This is a genomic window from Stappia sp. TSB10GB4 (assembly GCF_900185745.1).
Taxonomy (GTDB): Bacteria; Pseudomonadota; Alphaproteobacteria; order Rhizobiales; family Stappiaceae; genus Stappia.
This window is the reverse complement of record NZ_FYAV01000055.1, coordinates 1-19,229: the sequence shown is the minus strand read 5'-3', so window position 1 is coordinate 19,229 and position 19,229 is coordinate 1. Positions and strand designations below refer to the sequence as shown.

Annotated in this window: 12 protein-coding genes and 1 pseudogene; 10 read left to right on the top strand and 3 right to left on the bottom strand. The window is 68.3% G+C overall.

What is annotated here, in order from left to right; all coding sequences use genetic code 11:
• Window positions 1-35: 35 nt before the first annotated feature.
• Entirely contained in the window at window positions 36-1,802 is a 1,767-nt protein-coding gene (locus tag TSB10GB4_RS15020; protein ID WP_186396370.1) for a methyl-accepting chemotaxis protein, read from the bottom strand.
• Between the two features lie 311 nt (window positions 1,803-2,113).
• On the opposite strand from TSB10GB4_RS15020, the gene TSB10GB4_RS15015 reads away from it, so the two are divergent.
• The 3 genes from TSB10GB4_RS15015 (at window position 2,114) to TSB10GB4_RS15005 (ending at window position 8,007) form a co-directional block, all read left to right on the top strand.
• Window positions 2,114-3,595 (top strand): ATP-binding protein, encoded by a 1,482-nt coding sequence (locus tag TSB10GB4_RS15015; RefSeq protein WP_186396369.1) that lies wholly within the window; start codon window positions 2,114-2,116, stop codon window positions 3,593-3,595.
• Window positions 3,596-3,810: 215 nt separating this feature from the next.
• Window positions 3,811-4,938: an efflux RND transporter periplasmic adaptor subunit gene (locus TSB10GB4_RS15010; protein ID WP_186396368.1), complete on the top strand. Its 1,128-nt coding sequence runs from the start codon at window positions 3,811-3,813 to the stop codon at window positions 4,936-4,938.
• A 3-nt stretch (window positions 4,939-4,941) separates the two neighbouring features.
• Window positions 4,942-8,007, top strand: a complete 3,066-nt coding sequence (locus TSB10GB4_RS15005) for an efflux RND transporter permease subunit (RefSeq protein WP_186396367.1) — start codon at window positions 4,942-4,944, stop codon at window positions 8,005-8,007.
• A gap of 519 nt (window positions 8,008-8,526) precedes the next feature.
• On the opposite strand, the gene TSB10GB4_RS15000 is transcribed toward TSB10GB4_RS15005, so the two are convergent.
• Entirely contained in the window at window positions 8,527-9,336 is an 810-nt protein-coding gene (locus TSB10GB4_RS15000; RefSeq protein WP_186396366.1) for an IclR family transcriptional regulator, read from the bottom strand.
• Window positions 9,337-9,577: 241 nt separating this feature from the next.
• Between TSB10GB4_RS15000 and TSB10GB4_RS14995 the strand changes: the two genes are divergently transcribed.
• From TSB10GB4_RS14995 to TSB10GB4_RS14965, 7 genes are all read left to right on the top strand, one after another.
• Entirely contained in the window at window positions 9,578-11,119 is a 1,542-nt protein-coding gene (locus TSB10GB4_RS14995; RefSeq protein WP_186396365.1) for a M81 family metallopeptidase, read from the top strand.
• A 106-nt stretch (window positions 11,120-11,225) separates the two neighbouring features.
• On the top strand, window positions 11,226-12,866 hold the full coding sequence (locus TSB10GB4_RS14990) for an ABC transporter substrate-binding protein (RefSeq protein ID WP_186396364.1): 1,641 nt from the start codon (window positions 11,226-11,228) through the stop codon (window positions 12,864-12,866).
• A 149-nt stretch (window positions 12,867-13,015) separates the two neighbouring features.
• A complete protein-coding gene (locus tag TSB10GB4_RS14985; protein WP_186396363.1) occupies window positions 13,016-13,957 on the top strand; it encodes an ABC transporter permease in 942 nt (313 codons plus the stop codon).
• Between the two features lie 87 nt (window positions 13,958-14,044).
• Window positions 14,045-14,899 carry an ABC transporter permease gene (locus TSB10GB4_RS14980; protein WP_244570931.1) on the top strand — a complete coding sequence of 285 codons (855 nt, stop codon included), beginning with the start codon at window positions 14,045-14,047 and terminating at the stop codon, window positions 14,897-14,899.
• Between the two features lie 2 nt (window positions 14,900-14,901).
• On the top strand, window positions 14,902-16,563 hold the full coding sequence (locus TSB10GB4_RS14975; RefSeq protein ID WP_186396361.1) for an ABC transporter ATP-binding protein: 1,662 nt from the start codon (window positions 14,902-14,904) through the stop codon (window positions 16,561-16,563).
• A gap of 32 nt (window positions 16,564-16,595) precedes the next feature.
• The gene (locus TSB10GB4_RS14970) at window positions 16,596-17,759 is read left to right on the top strand and encodes a M20 aminoacylase family protein (RefSeq protein WP_186396360.1); all 1,164 of its coding nucleotides are present in this window, start codon (window positions 16,596-16,598) and stop codon (window positions 17,757-17,759) included.
• Between the two features lie 35 nt (window positions 17,760-17,794).
• The gene (locus tag TSB10GB4_RS14965) at window positions 17,795-18,925 is read left to right on the top strand and encodes a M20/M25/M40 family metallo-hydrolase (RefSeq protein WP_186396359.1); all 1,131 of its coding nucleotides are present in this window, start codon (window positions 17,795-17,797) and stop codon (window positions 18,923-18,925) included.
• 117 nt (window positions 18,926-19,042) lie between these two features.
• Here the strand turns inward: TSB10GB4_RS14965 and TSB10GB4_RS23665 are convergent.
• A pseudogene (locus TSB10GB4_RS23665) lies at window positions 19,043-19,229 on the bottom strand (IS110 family transposase); the annotation flags it as partial.

The window sequence follows — 19,229 nt, the reverse complement described above, 5'->3', positions numbered from 1 at the left end:
CGGCTCCCGGGTTTTCTGTTTTGCGTATCGGTCGATCAGGCGGCGCGGGTCGGCTTGCCGTGCTGCGCTTGCCCGTGGGCCGCGACGGGCTTGCGCACCTCGTCATACTTGCGAAGCTCCCCGTCGAGGGCCGCCGACAGCGCGTCGAGCGCGGCGAGCACCTCGGCGCTGGCGACATCGAGCTCGGCGAGATGCCGGGCCGTGGCCGCGCTGTCTCCGGCCGCATGCGCCTCCAGCGCGGCCTTGGCCGCGGCGTGGACCCGCTGGTGCGGCGCCTTGACCGAGAGATAGGCGGGGTGCGAGCGGATTTCCGCGGAGTCTAGCGAATCGTACCACTTGCCGAGACGGCATCCGTGGTGGTCGGGTACGGCGGCGGCGGTCCAGTCGTCTCGTCCGATGATCGTGTCGATCACGCGTTTTTTGAACATGACGTGGTCGATCTTGGTCATCTCGCACATCGACCGGTGCGAGGCCGGGTTGAACCAAGCCCGCGCGTTGTTGGAGAAGCGCTCGTTGCTCGATTGCAGCCGGCCGCTCATCGACATGAGCTGGCTGTCGTTCTCCACGCTGAGATCGGCGACGCCGGTGATGCTGCGGGCGATCTCCTGGCTCGCTTCCTTCTGCTGCTGGAGGATCTGCGAGACGTCCTGCATGCGTCCGGACACTTCGCCGATCTGCGCGCTGATCGCGTGCATCCGGTCGTTGGCGCCGGCGATCGTCTCCTGCCCCCGTTCCACCGCCTCGCGGGATTCGGCGATGGCCTGCTGGGTGGTGACCATGCCCTCCTTCAGCGCCTCGATCCGCTGGGTGATGTCCTCGGTCGCCTTCGCCGCCTGGGTGGCGAGGTTCTTCACCTCGCTCGCCACCACGGCAAAGCCGCGTCCGGCCTCGCCGGCGCGCGCCGCCTCGATGGTGGCGTTGAGGGCGAGGAGGTTGGTCTGGTTGGCGATGTTCTCGATGACGCTCAGGAATTCGCCGATCTGCTCCGACGCCCGTTGCAGCGAGCTCAGGTTCTCCGAGCTCTCGCGCGAGGCTTGCGCGATGTCGGACATGCGCTGCGACACGTCCTGCATGGCGCGCAGGCCCTCCGCGACGGCTGCGTTGGTGGCATCGGCCTGGCGGGCGGCGCTGTCGCTGTTTTCGGCGATCTGCTCGACCGAGGTCACCAATTCGGTTGCCGCCGCCGAGATCGCCTGGCCGCTTTCCCGCGCCTGGCGGGTGTTGCGCGACAGGGTCGCCATGCTGACGGCGACGTCGTTGACATCGGCCACCGTGCCGGTCAGGCCGCGCAGCGAGGCAAGCTCGGTCTCGTGGCGGTTCTCCTCCTCGCGTTGCCGCAGCATGCCGTTTTCATAGGCGTTGTAGGAGACGATCATGTCGAGGAAGGTGCGGCTGACCAGCACCTGCAGCGCCTGGGCGAGCTTCGTCGGCTGCAGCCGGTAGCGGCTGGCGAGCGCCGGGATCGCCTCCACCAGCATGCGGCCATAGGAGGCCAGATACCATTTCGGCTCCAGCTTGATGCGCACATGCGCCTCGCCGATCCTGACGGCGCGGGCCTCGAATGCCGCGTCGGCGTCGTGGTTGAAAATATAGTCCCAGTGGCTGGTCTGCGCCGCCTTCAGCCGGGGCACGTCCTGGCCCTTGACGCCGAGCTTCGGCGCCAGCTCGGGGTTCTTGGCGATCGTGTCGTAGAAGGCGTCGAGAACCCCCGGCATGGCCGGCTTCAACTTCTCCCAGACGGCTTTCGCCTGGCCGGTGTCGAAGGCGTTGGCACCGATGAAGCCGGCGATGTCCTCGCTCATGCTTCCGGAATGCGAGGCTGCGCCGCTTGGGCGTTGCGCGGGGGTCATGACGTTCCTCCAGAGACAGGGTATTTCACTCACCATTCGGATTAACGGGTAAACAGCCGCCTAACAGTTCTGACAATGTGAATATTTTACAATCAGATAGCGTACTGCGGGGAGGTCGCACCTTTTCCGGGCGGTCCGCTTTGGCGCGCGGGACGAATCGCCGATAGTCGTCCCGTTCCCGCGAATGGCCCTTGCAATGCGCTGGCCGGGCTGCCATGCCGGCGGGACCGTTCGACTTCGATCACGCGAGACCATCGGCACGAATGACTGTCAGCATCGACATGGGCGAGGTGAGGGGAGCGGGATCGGCCGCCTCCTGCCAATTCGATCTCGAGGAGCTGCTCGCAACGCGCCTGCTGGTCCAGGGCAATTCCGGCTCGGGCAAGTCGCATCTGCTGCGCCGCCTGCTGGAGCAGAGCGCGCCCTGGGTGCAGCAGGTCGTCATCGATCCGGAAGGCGATTTCGTCACCCTGTCGGAGCGCTTCGGCCATGTGGTGGTCGATGCCGCCGGCAGTGAGCGCGACCTTGCGGTCATCGCCTCGCGCGTGCGCGCCCACCGTGTCTCCGTCGTGCTGAACCTTGAGGGCCTTGAGCCCGACCGGCAGATGAAGGCGGCCGCCGTCTTCCTCAACACCTTGTTCGAGGCCGAGCGCGACCACTGGTATCCGGTCCTCGTCGTCGTCGACGAGGCGCAGCTCTTCGCACCCGCCGCCTCCGGCGACACGGGGGAGGAGGCGCGCCGCGTCGCCCTCGGTGCCATGACCAACCTGATGTGCCGCGGCCGCAAGCGCGGCCTTGCCGGTGTCATCGCCACCCAGCGTCTCGCCAAGCTCGCCAAGAATGTCGCCGCCGAAGCGTCCAACTTCCTGATGGGCCGCACCTTTCTCGACATCGACATGGCCCGCGCCGCCGACCTGCTCGGCATGGAAAAGCGCCAGGCCGAAGCCTTCCGCAATCTCGAGCGCGGCCATTTCGTCGCCCTCGGGCCGGCCGTCTCGCGCCGCCCGATGACCGTGCGCATCGGCGCGGTGGAAACCGCCGGTCGCGGCGGCGGTCCGCGCCTCACTCCGCTGCCGCAGGGCCGTCCGGAGGATCTGCAGGACCTGCTGTTCCAGCCTGCCAGCCAGGACGAGCGGGTCGCCGCCGAGCGCCCGCCGGTGCAGCAGGCGATCCCCGCGTCCGAGGTGCTGGAGCGGTTGACCCGCCAGGCGGCGAAGCGCGAGGAGGCGGAGACCGGGCCGCTCGACCGCGAGGCGCAGGACAAGGCGGTGGACGCGGTGATCGCCGAACTGCTCGGCGATGGTGAGGCCGCGTTCCAGCCGATGGCTGCGCTCTACCAGGATTTCCTCGTGCGCTGCCGAATCGCCCGCTTGCCGGGCCGCCCGCTGGAGCTGCCTGAGTTCCGTCAGCGCGTTGCGCTGGCGCGGGCCGGCGTCGAGCCGAGCGACATCGATCCGTCGGTCTGGTCGGCGGCCGAGACCGTCGCCGCCAGCCTTCCCGAGGAGATGCGCGGCGTCTATCTGCTGCTCGCCAAGGCAGCGCTGGAGGGGCGCCCCTGTCCGCCCGACAGCGAGATCGCCCGCGCCTATGGCACCCGCTCGCCGGGCCGCGCCCGCTGGCTCCTCACCCATATGGAGGAGCAGGGCGTTCTGGTCTGCGCCAACGATCTGCGCGGCAACCGCATCGTCACGCTGACCGATCTCGACTGCCGCACCGCGCCGCAATCCTCGCGTGCGGTCGGCTGAGCCCGCCGTCCGCCTGCGGTCACGGGAATTTGACTGCCGTTATTTGGGCAGTTTGCCCGATTGCTCGCCTTGTCAGTGCTGACAGGCCGGTTTAACCTTTTGCGTGAATTCTCATGCACAGCGCGGTTTCGGTCATCAACCGGGGGCTCGGGCCGCATGAACCTCTCCGGTTCGGCAAAGGGGCGCCGACCGGTCAGCCTTGGGGTTGTTGCCAGATGAGCTACCGGAGCGTGTCCGCCATCGGAACCGCCATTGTCGCTTTGGCGGTGGCGGGGGGCGTGGCCTTCGTCAATTGGTCGGACGGGCCGTCCTTCCTCGCCTCCGCAACGTCCACCGTGGCCACCTCGCCCGCCACCGCCTCGCCGGGCACCGCCGCAACGGGCCAACGCCGGGGCGTTGCCGTGGAGACGGCGCTGGTCGGCGTGCGCGACCTTGTCGAGGACATCCGCGCCTTCGGTACGCTGGTTGCCAACGAGTCCGTCGTCATCTCGCCGGAGATCGCCGGCCGCGTCGCGCGCATCGGCTTCTCCGAGGGGCAGGCGGTCGGGGAAGGCGACGTGCTGGTCGAGCTCGACGCGCAGATCCTGCGCGCCGAACTCGACAAGGCGCAGTCCGAGGTGGCGCTGGCCGAGGCCAATTTCGAGCGCGCCCGCAAGCTCGCCGAGCAGGGCAGCGGCACCCTGCGCGCCCGCGACGAGACCTCGCAAGGCTACACCGCCGCCCAGGCCAACCTGGCGCTGGCCGAGGCGCGCCTTGCCAAGACCGTCATCGCCGCGCCCTTTTCCGGCATCGTCGGCTTCCGCAACATCAGCGTCGGCGCCTATGTCAGCCCCGGCGACCGCATCGTCGAACTGGCCAGCGTCGATCCGCTGAAGGTCGAGTTCCGCGTCTCCGAGACCCATCTGCCCAACCTCAGGGTCGGCCTGCCGGTCAACGTCACCCTCGACGCGCTGCCCGGCGAGGCGATCACCGGCACGATCACCGCCATCGACCCGATCGTCGACGTGTCGGGCCGCGCCATCCGCCTGCGCGCCGAGCTGCCCAATCCGGACGGACGCCTGTCGCCCGGCCTTTTCGCCCGCATCCGCATCGTCATCGCGCAGCGGAGCGCCGCGATGGTGGTGCCCGAGGCGGCGCTGTTCCGCGACGAGGGCCGGCTCTATGTCTACCGGCTCGAGGGCGGCAAGGCGGTGAAGACCCCCATCGAGATCGGCCTTCGCAGTCCCGGCGATGTCGAGGTCCGCTCCGGCCTTGCCTCCGGCGCGGTGGTCATCACCGCCGGCCAGTTGCTGCTGCGCGACGGCGCCGCCGTCGAGGTGGTCGACGGCCCGGCCGGGGGCTGAGCCATGCTGGAGTTCTTCGTCCGCAAGCCGGTCTTCGCCTCCGTCGTCAGCCTGATGGTGCTGCTGCTCGGCCTCGTCTCCTTCGTCCGCCTGACGGTGCGCGAATATCCCAACATCGACCCGCCGGTCGTCTCCGTGCGCACCGACTATCCCGGCGCCAGCGCCGAGATCATCGAGTCCCAGGTCACCCAGGTGCTGGAGGGCTCCATCGCCGGCATCGGCGGTGTCGAGGTGCTGGAAAGCCGCTCGCGGCCCGAATCGAGCCGCATCACCGTCCGCTTCCTGCTGTCGGTCAATCCGGACGAGGCCGCCAACGACGTGCGCGACCGCGTCAGCCGGGTGCGCGGCCGCCTGCCGGCCGAGGTGTCGGAGCCGGTCGTCTCCAAGGTCGAGGCCGACGCCCAGGCGGTGGTTTTCATCGCCCTGACCAGCGACCGCGCCTCGCCCATCGAGGTGTCGGACTATGCCGACCGCTACATCCGCGACCGGCTGCAGAACCTGCCGGGCGTTGCCGAGGTCAACATTTTCGGCGAGCGCCGCTACGCCATGCGCGTGTGGGTCGACCGCACCCGCCTTGCCGCCTACGAACTCACCGTCCAGGACGTGGAAAACGCCCTGCGTCAGCAGAATGTCGAGGTGCCCTCGGGTCGCATCGAGAGCTTCGACCGCGAGTTCACCGTGCTCTCGCGCACCGGCCTGACCACCAGCGAGCAGTTCCGCCGCATCGTCGTCAAGGACGCGGGCGGCTTTTCCGTGCGGCTCGGCGATGTCGCGCGGGTCGAGATCGGGCCGGAGGACGAGCGGCGCACCACCCGCTACAAGGGCGAGAACGCGGTGATCCTCGGCGTCGTCAAGCAGGCGACCGCCAATCCGCTCGATGTCTCGCGGGCGCTGAGCGCGGCGCTGCCCGACATCCGCCGCGACCTGCCGGAGGGCATGAACGCCGACATTTCCTATGACCGTTCGATCTTCATCGACCGGTCCATCGAGGCGGTGTTCGCCACCATCGCCGAGGCGGTGGTGCTCGTCGTCCTCGTCATCTTCTTCTTCCTGCGCTCGCTGCGGGCAACGCTCATACCCATGGTGACGATCCCGGTGTCGCTGGTCGGCGCCTGCATCTTCATCTATGCGCTCGGCTTCTCCATCAACACGCTGACGCTGCTCGCCATGGTGCTCGCCATCGGCCTCGTCGTCGACGACGCCATCGTCGTGCTGGAAAACATCCACCGCCACATCGAGAACGGCATGAAGCCGATCCGCGCGGCCATCGTCGGCATCAAGGAGATTTCCGGCGCCGTCGTCGCCATGACGCTGACGCTCGCCGCCGTCTACACGCCGGTCGCCTTCGCCGAGGGGCGCACCGGCAAGCTCTTCACCGAATTCGCGCTGACGCTCGCCGCCGCCGTGCTGATGTCGGGCCTGGTGGCGCTGACGCTGTCGCCGATGATGTGCTCCAAGCTGCTCAAGGAGCACGAGAAGCGCGGCCGCGTCTCGGCCGCCCTGGAGCGGGGGTTCGACGCCCTGAACGACGGCTACCGGCGCCTGCTGCTGGTCTCGCTCAAGGTCCGCTGGCTGATCGTGCTGATGGTCTTCGCGGTGGCCGGCGCCTCCTGGATGCTGCTGACCAGCCTGAAGTCGGAGCTCGCCCCGCTGGAGGATCGCGGCGTGCTGTTCATCTCCGGCTCGGCGCCGGAGGGCTCGACCATCGACTTCACCAGCCGCTACGCCCTGCAGGTCGAGCAGCTTCTCGCCGACATTCCCGAGGTGCGCTCCTATTTCGTCATCGCCGGCTCGCCGGAGGTCACCGACATCACCTCCTTCTCCCAGCTCCAGCCCTGGGAGGACCGCCAGCGCAGCCAGATCGAGATCGGCGCCGAATTGCAGCCGCAGATCCGCCGCGTCGCCGGCCTGCGCGCCTCGGTCAACCATCCCGGCTCCTTCGGCGTCAGCGCCCGCTCGCGGCCGATCGAGTTCATGATCCTGACCTCCGAGCCCTATGAGCAGCTCGACGCGATGGTCAACGACTTCCTCGCCGCCATCGAGGACAACCCCAATCTCGTCAACGTCACCAGCGACCTGGCGCTGAACAAGCCGCAGATCGAGGTGGAGCTCGACCGCGACCGCGTCGCCGACATGGGCGCGGGCGTGCTCACCGTCGGCCGCACCATGGAAACCCTGCTCGGCGGGCGCAAGGTCACCCGCTTCAACATGAACGGCGAGCAATACGACGTCATCGTTCAGGTCGACCCCTCGGACCGCCGCACGCCCGGCGATCTGGAGGACATCTATGTCCGCGCCCAGAACGGCTCGATGGTCCAGCTCTCCAACCTGATCAGCGTGCGCGAGAGCGTCTCGCCCAAGGAGCTCAACCGCTTCAACCAGCTCCGCGCCGCCAAGATCGCCGGCAACCTCGCCCCCGGCTATTCGCTCGGCGAGGCGCTCGACTATCTGGAGGCGACGGCGCAGCGGGTGCTGCCCTCCAGCGCGCGCACCGACTATGGCGGCGTCTCGCGCGAGTTCCGCCAGACCGGCTCCAGCCTCGTCTTCATCTTCGTGCTGGCGCTTGGCTTCATCTATCTGGTGCTGTCGGCGCAGTTCGAGAGCTTCATTGATCCCTTCATCATCATGCTGACGGTGCCGCTGTCGATGCTGGGAGCGCTGGCGGTGATGCACCAGACCGGCGGCACGCTGAACATCTACAGCCAGATCGGTCTCGTCACGCTGATCGGGCTGATCACCAAGCACGGCATTCTCATCGTGCAGTTCGCCAACCAGCTTCAGGAGGCGGGCAAGAGCCGGTTCGACGCGGTGGTGGAGGCGGCGGCGCTGCGCCTGCGGCCGATCCTGATGACCACCGGCGCCATGGTCTTCGGCGCGGTGCCGCTGGCGCTGGCGGAAGGGGCGGGCGGCGAAAGCCGCCAGGCCATCGGCTGGGTGATCGTCGGCGGCATGTCCTTCGGCACGGTACTGACGCTCTTCGTCGTGCCGACCGCCTACACGCTGTTTGCCCGCGACCGCTCGCGCTCGCGCGCAGCCGCCCCCGTGCCCTCCAGCCAGCCGGCGGAATAGGGCGGGCGGAGGTTGGAGAAAACACCCGCCGAGGGTGCCTCTGGTTCCCGGATCTTCGGCCGCGTCCGGGACGACATCCTGAGAACTGGCACGACGGCCTGAGAACTGGCACGACCTGACATCCTCTCGGCCGTCACACCGGGCAAGGCGCAGCCGCGACCCGGTGGCTATTGGCTGCCAGAGCGGTGGCGAGGAGACGCTGGCCGAGCCTCTCGCGCGCCTACGCCGGTTGCATCCCGCGCACCGCCCCCTCTTTCGTCATCCCGCACGCAGCCCCTCCTTTCGTCATCCCGCACGTAGCGAAGCGGAGATGCGGGACCGGCGAGCCGAGGGCCTATGGGGTGCGCTCCCGAACAACACCACGACCGCCGGGGCTCCCCGATCCCGGGTCTCGCGATGCTCGCCCGGGAAGACGCTGGGGAGAGGTTGGAGAAAAACACCTGCCGAGGGGGCCAACGGGTCCCCGGGCGGCACCCGTGCCCCCCCGGAATGACGCCAATGGGGGGTGACGAATCCCCCTCACGCCCGGCTGAGGGCCCGCGCCGCCGATTGCGCCAGCGGCGCGAAGCGCTGGGCGAAGTCCTCCGCCTGCCATTCCGACAGCGAGCCGGCGACATGGATCGCCGCGGTCGGACGGCCGTCCGGCCCGGTGATGGCGACGCCGATGGCGATCTCCCCCGGCACCACCTCTTCCAGCGCCATCGCGTAGCCGAGTTCGCGCGCCTCGCGCACCTTCTGCCGGATCGGCTCGGGCTCGGTGATCGTCTTGACCGTGATCGGCGTCAGATCCGAGCGGGCGAGGATGTCGTCGACCTCCGCATCGGGCAACAAGGCCATGATCGCCCGCCCGCCGCTTGCACAGAAGGTGGGCACGGCATGGCCCACCAAAGTGGCGAAGAAGGTTTCGCGCTTGCTCTGGTTGCGCGCCGCGTAGACCACACGCAGGTCGTCGAAGAGGCTCAGGTCGACGCGCTCGCGCACATTGCGCCGCAATTCCAGCAGCACCGGTGTCGCCCGCTCCACCAGGGGATTGAGCCGCAGGTAGTCCAGCGAATGGTCGAGCAGCCGCAGGCCCGGCACATATCCCCGGTCGGTCGGATCCCGCTCGATATAGCCGAGCTGCCGCAGGGTGTGGACAAAGCGCTGCGCCGTGCTCTTGCCCATGCCGGCGGCCGCGGCGATCTCGGTCAGCGTCAGCGGCGCGTCGGCCTTGTGGAACGCCGACATCACGTCGGCGGCACGGGCGATGGAGCGCACGAACAGCGGATCCTGCGCCTGTTCCTCGGGCGTTCCGGCCTTCGGCCTGGCGCGCGGCGACCAACTGGTCATGTCGGGGTCCCTCGAAAAACGTACTGCTTACAAAACAGCATTGACTCGTCAACTTTACCATTCGTATCGTAAAAAAATAATACGATCGTATTATATTTCAATACGCAGGAGGGCGTATGGTTCGCGGGCGCAACACGGCTCCGAGAGGTCCGGGCAGGACGGCATCCAGCGCGGCCTCCCCTGACGCACCCCGCACAGACCTCCATGCGGCCGGTCGCGCTGCCCGTGGCGGAGGGTTTCGATGAGCCGCCGCGTCGCCCTTGCCGGCTTCCTGCACGAAACCAACACCTTCGCCCCCTCGCTCGCCACCCTGGCCGAGTTCGAGCAGGGCGGCGGCTATCTGCCGCTGTCGCGCGGCGCGGAGATCTTCGCCCGCGCCGAGGGCGTCAATCTCGGCATCTCGGGCGCCATCGCCCATGGCCGCGCCGTCGGCTGGGACATGGTGCCGGTGCTGTGGACGGGCGCGATTCCCTCCGCCCATGTGACGCGCGAGGCCTATGAGCGCATCGCCGGCGAGATCGTCGCGGGCATCGCCGCCGGCGGGCCTTTCGACGGCGTCTGTCTCGACCTGCATGGCGCCATGGTCGCCGAACATCTCGACGACGGCGAGGGCGAGTTGATCGCCCGCGTCCGCGAGGTGGTCGGGCCGGATGTGCCCGTCGCCGTCAGCCTCGACCTGCACGGCAACACCACGCCGCTGATGGTGGAACAGGCCGACCTGCTGGTCGCCTTCCGCACCTATCCGCATGTCGACATGGCGAAGACCGGTCGCCGCGCGGCGGAGGGCCTGGACCGATTGATGCAGCGCGGCCGCCCCTTCGCCCGCGCCTTCCGACGGTTGCCGTTCCTGATCCCGATTCCCTGGCAGTGCACCGTCATCGAGCCCGCCCGCACCCTCTACCGCGAGTTGGCGGAGCTGGAGGGCGGCGAGGTCGCGAGCCTCTCCTACTGGATGGGCTTTCCCGCCGCCGACATCGCCGACTGCGGCCAGACCGTGCTCGCCTATGGCGAGACGCAGGCGGCGGCCGACCGCGCCGCCGAGCATCTGGTGGCACGCATCATGGAGAGTGAGCCCGCCTTTGCCGGCCGCGCCTTCACGCCCGACGAGGGCGTCATCGAGGCGATGCGCATCGCCAGGGGCGCGACCCGCCCGGTGGTCATCGCCGACACGCAGGACAATCCCGGCGCCGGCGGCGATTCCAACACCATGGGCATGCTCAAGGCCCTGCTGCGCAACGGCGCTGAGAACGCCGCCATCGGCCTGATCGTTGATCCTGCCGCCGCCCGCGCCGCCCATGCGGCCGGCGAGGGGGCTGAGATCACCATTCCGCTCGGCGGCCAGTCGAACGTTGCCGGCGACAGCCCGCTGGAGGCGACGTTCCGCGTCGAGGCGCTGTCGGACGGCGCCCTGCATGCGACCGGCCCCTATTACGGCGGCACCCGCATGAATGTCGGCCCCTCCGCCTGCCTTGCCATCGACGGGGTGCGGATCGTCGTCGCCAGTCACAAGACCCAGATGGCCGATCTGGCGATGTACCGCTATGTTGGGATCGAACCGACACGCATGGACATCCTCGTCAACAAGAGTTCGGTGCATTTCCGCGCCGATTTCGACCCGATTGCCGAGACCGTTCTCGTCTGCACCGCCCCGGGGCCGATGCCCCTCGATCCGGCGGATCTCGCGTGGACGAAGCTGCGTCCCGGCATGCGACTGTCGCCCGGTGGGCCGGCCTTCGTGCCGGCCGCTGCCGCGGCGAAGATGCCGCAAGCCAGGGAGGGCTGAGACCGAACCGGCGAGGACGCCTGCAGGGCTTGCGTTGCGGAGCGGGAGGAGTTCCCGCTTCGACAAGAAGAAAAACAAAATCACCTGACCAGAAAAGGGAAGCATCATGCTGCATGACACTGCCACCACCTGCTCCACCCGGCGCGGCAAGGGCTGGGCGCTGAAGGCCCGCCACACCGTCGCCGGCCTGCTTGCCGGCGCGCTGCTTGCCGGCACCGGGCTCGTGACCCCGGCCGATGCCGCCGGCAAGACCATCACCGCGGTGATGCACTCGGGCCTGCGCGTGCTCGACCCGATCATCACCACCGCGCATATCAGCCGCAACCATGCCTACATGATCTACGACGTGCTGGTCGCGGTGGACGAGAATTTCACCCCGCGCCCGCAGATGGCCGACTGGACGATCTCCGACGACGGTCTCGTCTATACCTTCACCCTGCGCGACGGGCTGAAGTTCCATGACGGTGCCCCGGTCACCTCGGCCGATGCCATCGCCTCGCTGACCCGCTGGGGCAAGCGCGATTCCGGCGGCCAGTTGATCTTCGACATCACCGAGAGCCTGGAGGCCTCGGACGACAAGATCTTCGTGTGGACGCTGAAGAGCCCGTTCCCGGCGCTGCTCGACACGGTCGGCAAGCAGTCGGCGCTGCCGCCCTTCATCATGCCCGAGCGCGTCGCCAGCGGCCCGGCCGATGCGGCGGTCACCGAATATGTCGGCTCCGGCCCCTTCATCTTCATCGAGTCCGAGTACCAGCCGGGCGTCTCCGTCACCTATCGCAAGTTCGAGGACTATGTCCCGCGCGACGAGCCGGCGAGCTGGATGGCCGGCGGCAAGGTGGTCCATGTCGACGAGGTCAAGTGGGTGACCATGCCGGACGCCCAGACCGCCATCAACGCGATCATGTCGGGCGAGATCGACTATCTGGAGCAGGTGCAGATCGACCTTCTGCCGATCCTCGCCGCCAGCGACGACGTCACGGTCGAGACCCGCGACGATCTCGGCTATCAGGCCATCGGCCGGATGAACTTCAAGCATCCGCCCTTCGACAACAAGAAGATCCGCCAGGCGGCGCAGATGGCGCTCAGCCAGGCCGACGTGCTCGGCACGCTGATCGGCAACCCGGACTACTACACGGTCTGCGGCGCGATCTTCGGCTGCGGCACGCCGCTCGCCGACGAGTCCGGCGCCGAGACGCTGGTCTCCGGCGGCGACATCGAAGGCGCCAAGAAGCTGCTGGAGGAAGCCGGCTATGACGGCACCCCGGTCGTTCTGATGCAGCCGACCGACGTCGTCAGCCTCACCGCCCAGCCGGTGGTCGCCGCCCAGGCCTTCCGCAATGCCGGCTTCAATGTCGACATGCAGCCGATGGACTGGCAGACGCTGGTGACGCGCCGCGCCAGCCAGGCCAAGCCGTCCGAGGGCGGCTGGAACATCTTCTTCACCAACTGGCTGGTGCCGGAGGTCAACTCGCCCCTGATCAGCCCGATGCTCAACGGCCGCGGCGACAGCGCCTGGTTCGGCTGGCCGGCCGACGACGAGATCGAGGCCCTCAAGGCCGAGTTCATCGCCGCCGACACGCCGGAGAAGCAGAAGGAGGTGGCGGTCCGGATCCAGAAACATACGCTGGACACCGTCCTCTACATCCCGCTCGGCCAGTACGCGTCGCCCCAGGCGCGCAGCAACAAGCTGACCGACATGCTGCCTTCGCCGGTTCCGGTGTTCTGGAACGTCAAGAAGGCGGACTGACCGGGCCGTGACGCCCGCCGCCCGGCCCTTTCGGCCGGGCGGCCAGCCTCGCCGATCCCGCATCCGGCCGGTGGCGGAGCGCGGCATGTCCGCCGTTTCCGTCACCGGACCCGTCCGGGACACCGAACCGTCAGGAGCAGCAACCCGCGATGCTAGGCTATATCCTGCGGCGCATCCTCGCCGTCATTCCCGTGATGGTGATCGTCGCCGTCTTCGTCTTCCTGCTGCTGCGGCTGACGCCGGGCGACCCGGCCGCGATCATCGCCGGCGACATGGCAACGCCCGCCCAGCTCGAGCGCATCCGCACCTCGCTTGGCCTTTCCGAACCGCTGCACGTCCAGTTCTTCACCTGGGTCGGGCTCCTGCTGCAGGGCGATCTCGGCACCTCGCTGATCTCCAACACCGCGGTCACGACGATGATCGGCCAGCGGATCTGGCCGACGATCAACATCGCCGTCATGACCATCCTGCTGTCGGTGGCGATCGCCGTGCCGATGGGCGTGCTCGCCGCCTGGCGGCACCGCACCTGGGCCGATTACGCGGTGATGAGCTTCTCGGTGCTCGGCTTCTCGATCCCGGTCTTCGTCATCGGCTACATCTTCATCCAGGTCTTCTCGATCAATCTGCGCTGGCTGCCGGTGCAGGGCTACACCGCCCCGTCCGACGATTTCGGCCGCTTCCTGGCGCGCGCCATCCTGCCCTGCCTGACGCTGGCGACGATCTATGTGGCGCTGATCGCCCGCATGACCCGCGCCTCGATGCTGGAAGTGCTCGGCGAGGATTACATCCGCACCGCCCGCGCCAAGGGCGTCAGCGAGCGCATCGTCCTGTTCCGCCATGCGCTGCGCAACGCGGCGGTGCCGATCATGACCATCATCGGCACCGGCTTCGCGCTGCTGATCGGCGGCGTCGTGGTGACCGAGAGCGTCTTCAACATCCCCGGCATCGGCCGGCTGACGGTCGATGCGATCCTCGCCCGCGACTATCCCGTGATCCAGGCGATGATCCTGCTGACCAGCGGTCTCTACGTCTTCATCAACCTGCTGATCGACCTGTCCTACACCCTGTTCGACCCGAGGATCCGCTACTGATGTCCCGCCCGTTCCAGCAGCGCGCCTCCAGCGCCCACACGAGGGGGAGGGCGCGCGATGCAGGCTGACCGGCACCCCGCCTCCCGCATGCAGTGGCTGTTCGGGGCGATCGCCCTGCCGGCCGGCTGGCGCCTCGGCGTCGGCCCCATCATCGCCGCCATCGTGCTGGTGGCGATCGTCGCCTCGGCGCTGCTCGCGCCCCTTATCGTGCCGCACGATCCGTCGACCATCGACGCGGTGCAGCGGCTCAAGGGCCCGAGCGAGATGTATCCGCTCGGCACCGACGCCTATGGCCGCGACGTGCTCTCGCGCGTCGTCACCGGCGGGCGCATCTCGCTGCTGATCGGCGTCGGCGCCGCTGTCGTCAGCGTGCTGATCGGCCTGATGATCGGCCTCGTCTCCGGCTTCTTCCGCACCGCCGATGCCGTCATCATGCGGGTGATGGACAGCCTGATGGCGATCCCCTCGATCCTGCTGGCGATCGCGCTGGTCGCGCTCAACGGGCCGAGCATCTGGTCGGTGATGGCGGCGATCACCATCCCCGAGATCCCGCGCGTCGTGCGCCTCGTGCGCTCCGTCGTGCTGTCGGCGCGCGAGGAGCCCTATGTCGAGGCGGCCATCGCGCTCGGCTCCTCCATGCCCAAGATCCTGTGGCAGCACCTGATGCCCAACACCTTGGCGCCGCTGACGGTGCAGGGCACCTATATCTGCGCCTCCGCCATCCTCACCGAGGCGATCCTCTCCTTCCTCGGCGCCGGCGTTTCCACCGAGATCCCGACCTGGGGCAACATCATGGCCGAGGGCCGCGTCTACTTCCAGCTCAAGCCTTCGCTGATCTTCTGGCCGGGCCTGATGCTGTCGCTGTGCATCCTGTCCATCAACCTGCTCGGCGACACGGCCCGCGACGTGCTCGACCCGCGCCTGAAGAAGCGGGAGGCCTGACCATGCTGTTCAAGACCCGCACATTCGACGAGGCACAGAGCGTCCTCACCATTACCGACCTCACCGTGCGCCTTGCCGGCAATGCGTCCGCCATGCCGATCCTCGACGGTATCTCGCTGCGGATCCGCGAGGGCGAGACCGTCTGCCTCGTCGGCGAGAGCGGCTCGGGCAAGTCGGTTACCTCGCTCGCCGTCATGGGCCTGCTGCCCAAGGGCGCGCTCGAGGTCGCCGGCGGCCGCATCGAGCTGGAGGGGCGCAATCTGCTGGAGTTCTCGCCCCAGGCGATGCGCGACATGCGCGCCAGCAAGATCTCGATGATCTTCCAGGAGCCGATGACCGCGCTCAACCCGGTGATGCGCGTCGGTGCCCAGATCGAGGAGGTGCTCGACACCCATGCAAGGCTCCCGGCGCGGGAGAAGAAGGCCCGCGTCCTCGACATCATGAACCAGGTGCACCTGCCGGACGTGGAGCGCATCTACCGCTCCTATCCGCACCAGCTCTCCGGCGGCCAGCGCCAGCGCATCATGATCGCCATGGCGCTGATCCTGGAGCCGAAGCTCCTGATCGCCGACGAGCCGACCACCGCGCTCGACGTCACCACCCAGCAGCAGATCCTGAGCCTCATCGCCGAATTGCAGGAAAAGCACGGCACGGCGGTGCTGTTCATCACCCATGACATGGGCGTGGTGGCGGAGATCGCCGACACGGTCCATGTCATGCAGTTCGGCAAGCTGGTCGAGCACGCGCCGGTGGAGGAGCTGCTGCGCCGGCCGAGGGAGGACTACACCCGCCGCCTGCTGAAGTCGGTGCCGAGCCTGACGCCGCGCGCCGCCCGGCCGGTGCCGCAAGGCGCCCCGGTGATCTCCGTCGACGGGCTGCAGAAGGTCTACGGCTCGCATGGCGTCTTCCGCAAGACCAAGGAAACGCTCGCCGCCAGCGACGTCTCCTTCGCGATCCCGAAGGGCCGCACCCTCGGCATCGTCGGCGAGAGCGGCTCGGGCAAGTCGACCGTCGCCCGCTGCGTCATGCGGCTGATCGATCCGACCGACGGCACCATCCGCGTCGCCGACAAGGAGATCGCCAGGCTGTCGCGGCGCGAGTTGCGGCCGTTCCGCCGGCACATCCAGATCGTCTTCCAGGACCCGTTCCGCTCGCTCAACCCGCGCTGGACCATCGGCCGCAGCCTCATCGAGGGGCCGCTCAACCTCGGCACCGACAAGGATGCGGCGCTGGCCCGCGCCCGCGAGCTGCTGAAGCTGGTCGGCCTGCCGGACGATGCGGTCGGCCGCTACCCGCACCAGTTCTCCGGCGGCCAGCGCCAGCGCATCGCCATTGCCCGCGCCATCGCCATGGAGCCGGACGTGCTGGTCGCCGACGAGGCGGTCTCCGCTCTCGACGTGTCGGTGCAGGCGCAGGTGCTGGAGCTTCTCGACGAGCTCCAGGCCAAGCTCGGCATCGCCATCCTCTTCATCACCCATGACCTGCGCGTTGCCGCGCAGATCTGCGACGAGGTGGTGGTGATGCAGCATGGCCGCGTCGTCGAGCACGACACGGCCGAAAAGGTCCTCGCCGACCCCAAGCATCCCTATACCCGTGCCCTCATCGAGGCCGCCCCCGGCCGCGCCTGGGATTTCGCCAATTTCCGCGAATTGCGGACGGCCTGATCCCGCGCCGGCAACCCTGTCTGGAGGTTCCAATGCCCGTTCTGCCGCAGATCGCCGGTTATGCCGACGAACTCACCGCCATCCGCCGCGACTTCCACGAGCACCCGGAGATCGGCTTCCAGGAGGTGCGCACCTCCGGCATTGTCGCCGAACTGCTGCGCAAGTGGGGCGTCGACGAGGTCCATACCGGCATCGGCAAGACCGGCGTCGTCGGCATCGTCAAGGGCAATGGCGAGGGCGGGCGCACCGTCGGCCTGCGCGCCGACATGGACGCCCTGCCGATGGATGAGCTGACCAACCTGCCGTATGCGTCCAAGACCCCCGGCGCCTTCCACGGCTGCGGCCATGACAGCCACACCGCCATGCTGCTGGGCGCGGCGCGCTATCTCGCCGCCACCCGCAATTTCTCCGGCACGGCGGTGCTGATCTTCCAGCCGGCGGAGGAGGGGCTGGGCGGCGCCCGCGCCATGATCGCCGACGGGTTGTTCGAGCGCTTCCCCTGCGACGAGATCTACGGCATGCACAACAACCCGCTCGCCCCGCCGGAGCAGTTCGGCATCAAGCCGGGCGCGGCGATGGCGGGCGCCAGCTTCTTCGACATTACCATCAACGGGATCGGCAGCCACGGCGCCATGCCGCACCATGCGCGCGACCCCATCGTCATTGCCAGCGCGCTGGTGCAGAGCCTGCAGTCCGTCGTCAGCCGCAATGTCGAGGCGACCGAGCCCGCCGTCTTCTCCGTCACCCAGATCCATGCCGGCTCGGCCTACAACGTGGTGCCGGACAAGGCGGTGATCTCCGGCACCATCCGCTACTTCTCCGACCATGTGCGCGACGTCATCCACCGGCGCGCGGAAAAGATCTGCGCCGGCTTTGCCGAGGCCTATGAGGTCGAGATCGTCGCCGACCTGCGCCCGACCTTCGACGTGCTGGTCAACGATGCCGATCTTGCCGAGGCCTATCGCGAGGCGGCGAGCGAGATCGTCGGCGCCGCCAAGGCGACCGTCACCAGGGACCTGGTGACCGGCAGCGAGGACTTCGCCGACATGCTCAAGGTGGTTCCGGGCGCCTATTGCACCCTCGGCCACAAGGGCGAGGTGCCGGTCCACAATCCCGGCTTCCTGCTCGACGACGACATGCTTCCCGTCGGGGCCAGCATCATGGCGCGCATCGTCGAAAAGCGCATGCCCCTGTGAGTTTCCGCCCCCCTGCAACCCTTCAGGATCTTCCCATGAGCTATCTTGATCTGCCGTTCGACACGGACACGATGCTTGCCGCCCTCCGGCCCTGGGTCGAATGCGAGAGCCCGACCTATGATGCCGCCGCCGTCGACCGGATGATGGACCTTGCCGCCTATGATCTTGCCGCCGCCGGCGCCGAGATCGAGCGCATTCCCGGCCGCATGGGCTTCGGCGGCTCGGTGCGTGCGCGCATGCCGCACAAGGACTTCGGCAAGCCCGGCATCCTCGTCTCCGGCCATCTCGACACCGTGCACCCCATCGGCACGCTGCAAACGAACCCCTGGCGCGTCGAGAACGGGCGCTGCTACGGCCCCGGCATCCAGGACATGAAGGGCGGCTGCTACGTCACCGTCGAGGTGCTGCGCCAGCTCGCGCTCGCCGGCATCGAGACGCCGCTGCCGGTCACCGTCCTGTTCACGCCGGACGAGGAGGTCGGCACCCCCTCGACCCGCGAGCTGATCGAGATGGAGGCGCGCAAGAACAAATACGTCCTGGTGCCGGAGCCGGCTCATCACGACGGCTCCGCCGTCACCGGCCGCTTCGCCATCGCCCGCTTCAACGTCAGGACCTTTGGCCGGCCGAGCCATGCCGGCTGGGCGCTGAAGGACGGCCGCTCGGCGATTGCCGCCATGGCCCGCAAGATCCTCGAGATCGAGGCGATGACGACGGAGGACTGCACCTTCTCCGTCGGCGTCATCCATGCGGGCCAGTGGGTCAACTGCGTGTCCTCCTCCTGCGAGGCGCAGGTCCTGTCGATGGCCAAGCGCCAGCACGACCTCGACGAGGGCGTCAAGCGCATGCTGGCACTGAACGGCGAGGAGAACGACGTGGTGATCGAGGTGACGCGCGGCGTCACAAGGCCGGTCTGGGAGCCGGACGAGGGCACGCTCGCCGTCTACGAGACCGCGCGCGGCATCGCCGGTGAGCTCGGCTTCGACCTCACCCATTGCAGCGCCGGCGGCGGCTCGGACGGCAATTTCACCGGCGCCCTCGGCATCCCGACGCTCGATTCCATCGGCGTGCGCGGCGCCGGCCTGCACACGCTCACCGAACACATCGAGGTCGACAGCCTCGTCGAGCGCGGCAAGCTCATCGCCGGCCTGCTCCTCAAGCTGAAGTAACCGCGCGGCGTCCCGCCCCATCCACAGGTCGTCACACCGGGCGCGCGTTAGCGCGACCCGGTGCCCATTGGCTGCCAGAGCGGCGGCGAGGACGCGCCAACATCTCCCCCCGCGTCATCAACTCATATCGTTGAGGTGGTCTCTCGTTCTGGCGTTGAGGATGACGACGATCTTTCGCATGAGGGCTGTGAGGGCGACGATTGGCTTCTTTCCGTTTGCGATCAGCCTGTGGAAGACGGGTCGCAGCGGCCCTTTGCAGCGTGCGGCGCTGAGGGCAGCCATGAAGAGGATGGAACGGATCTGC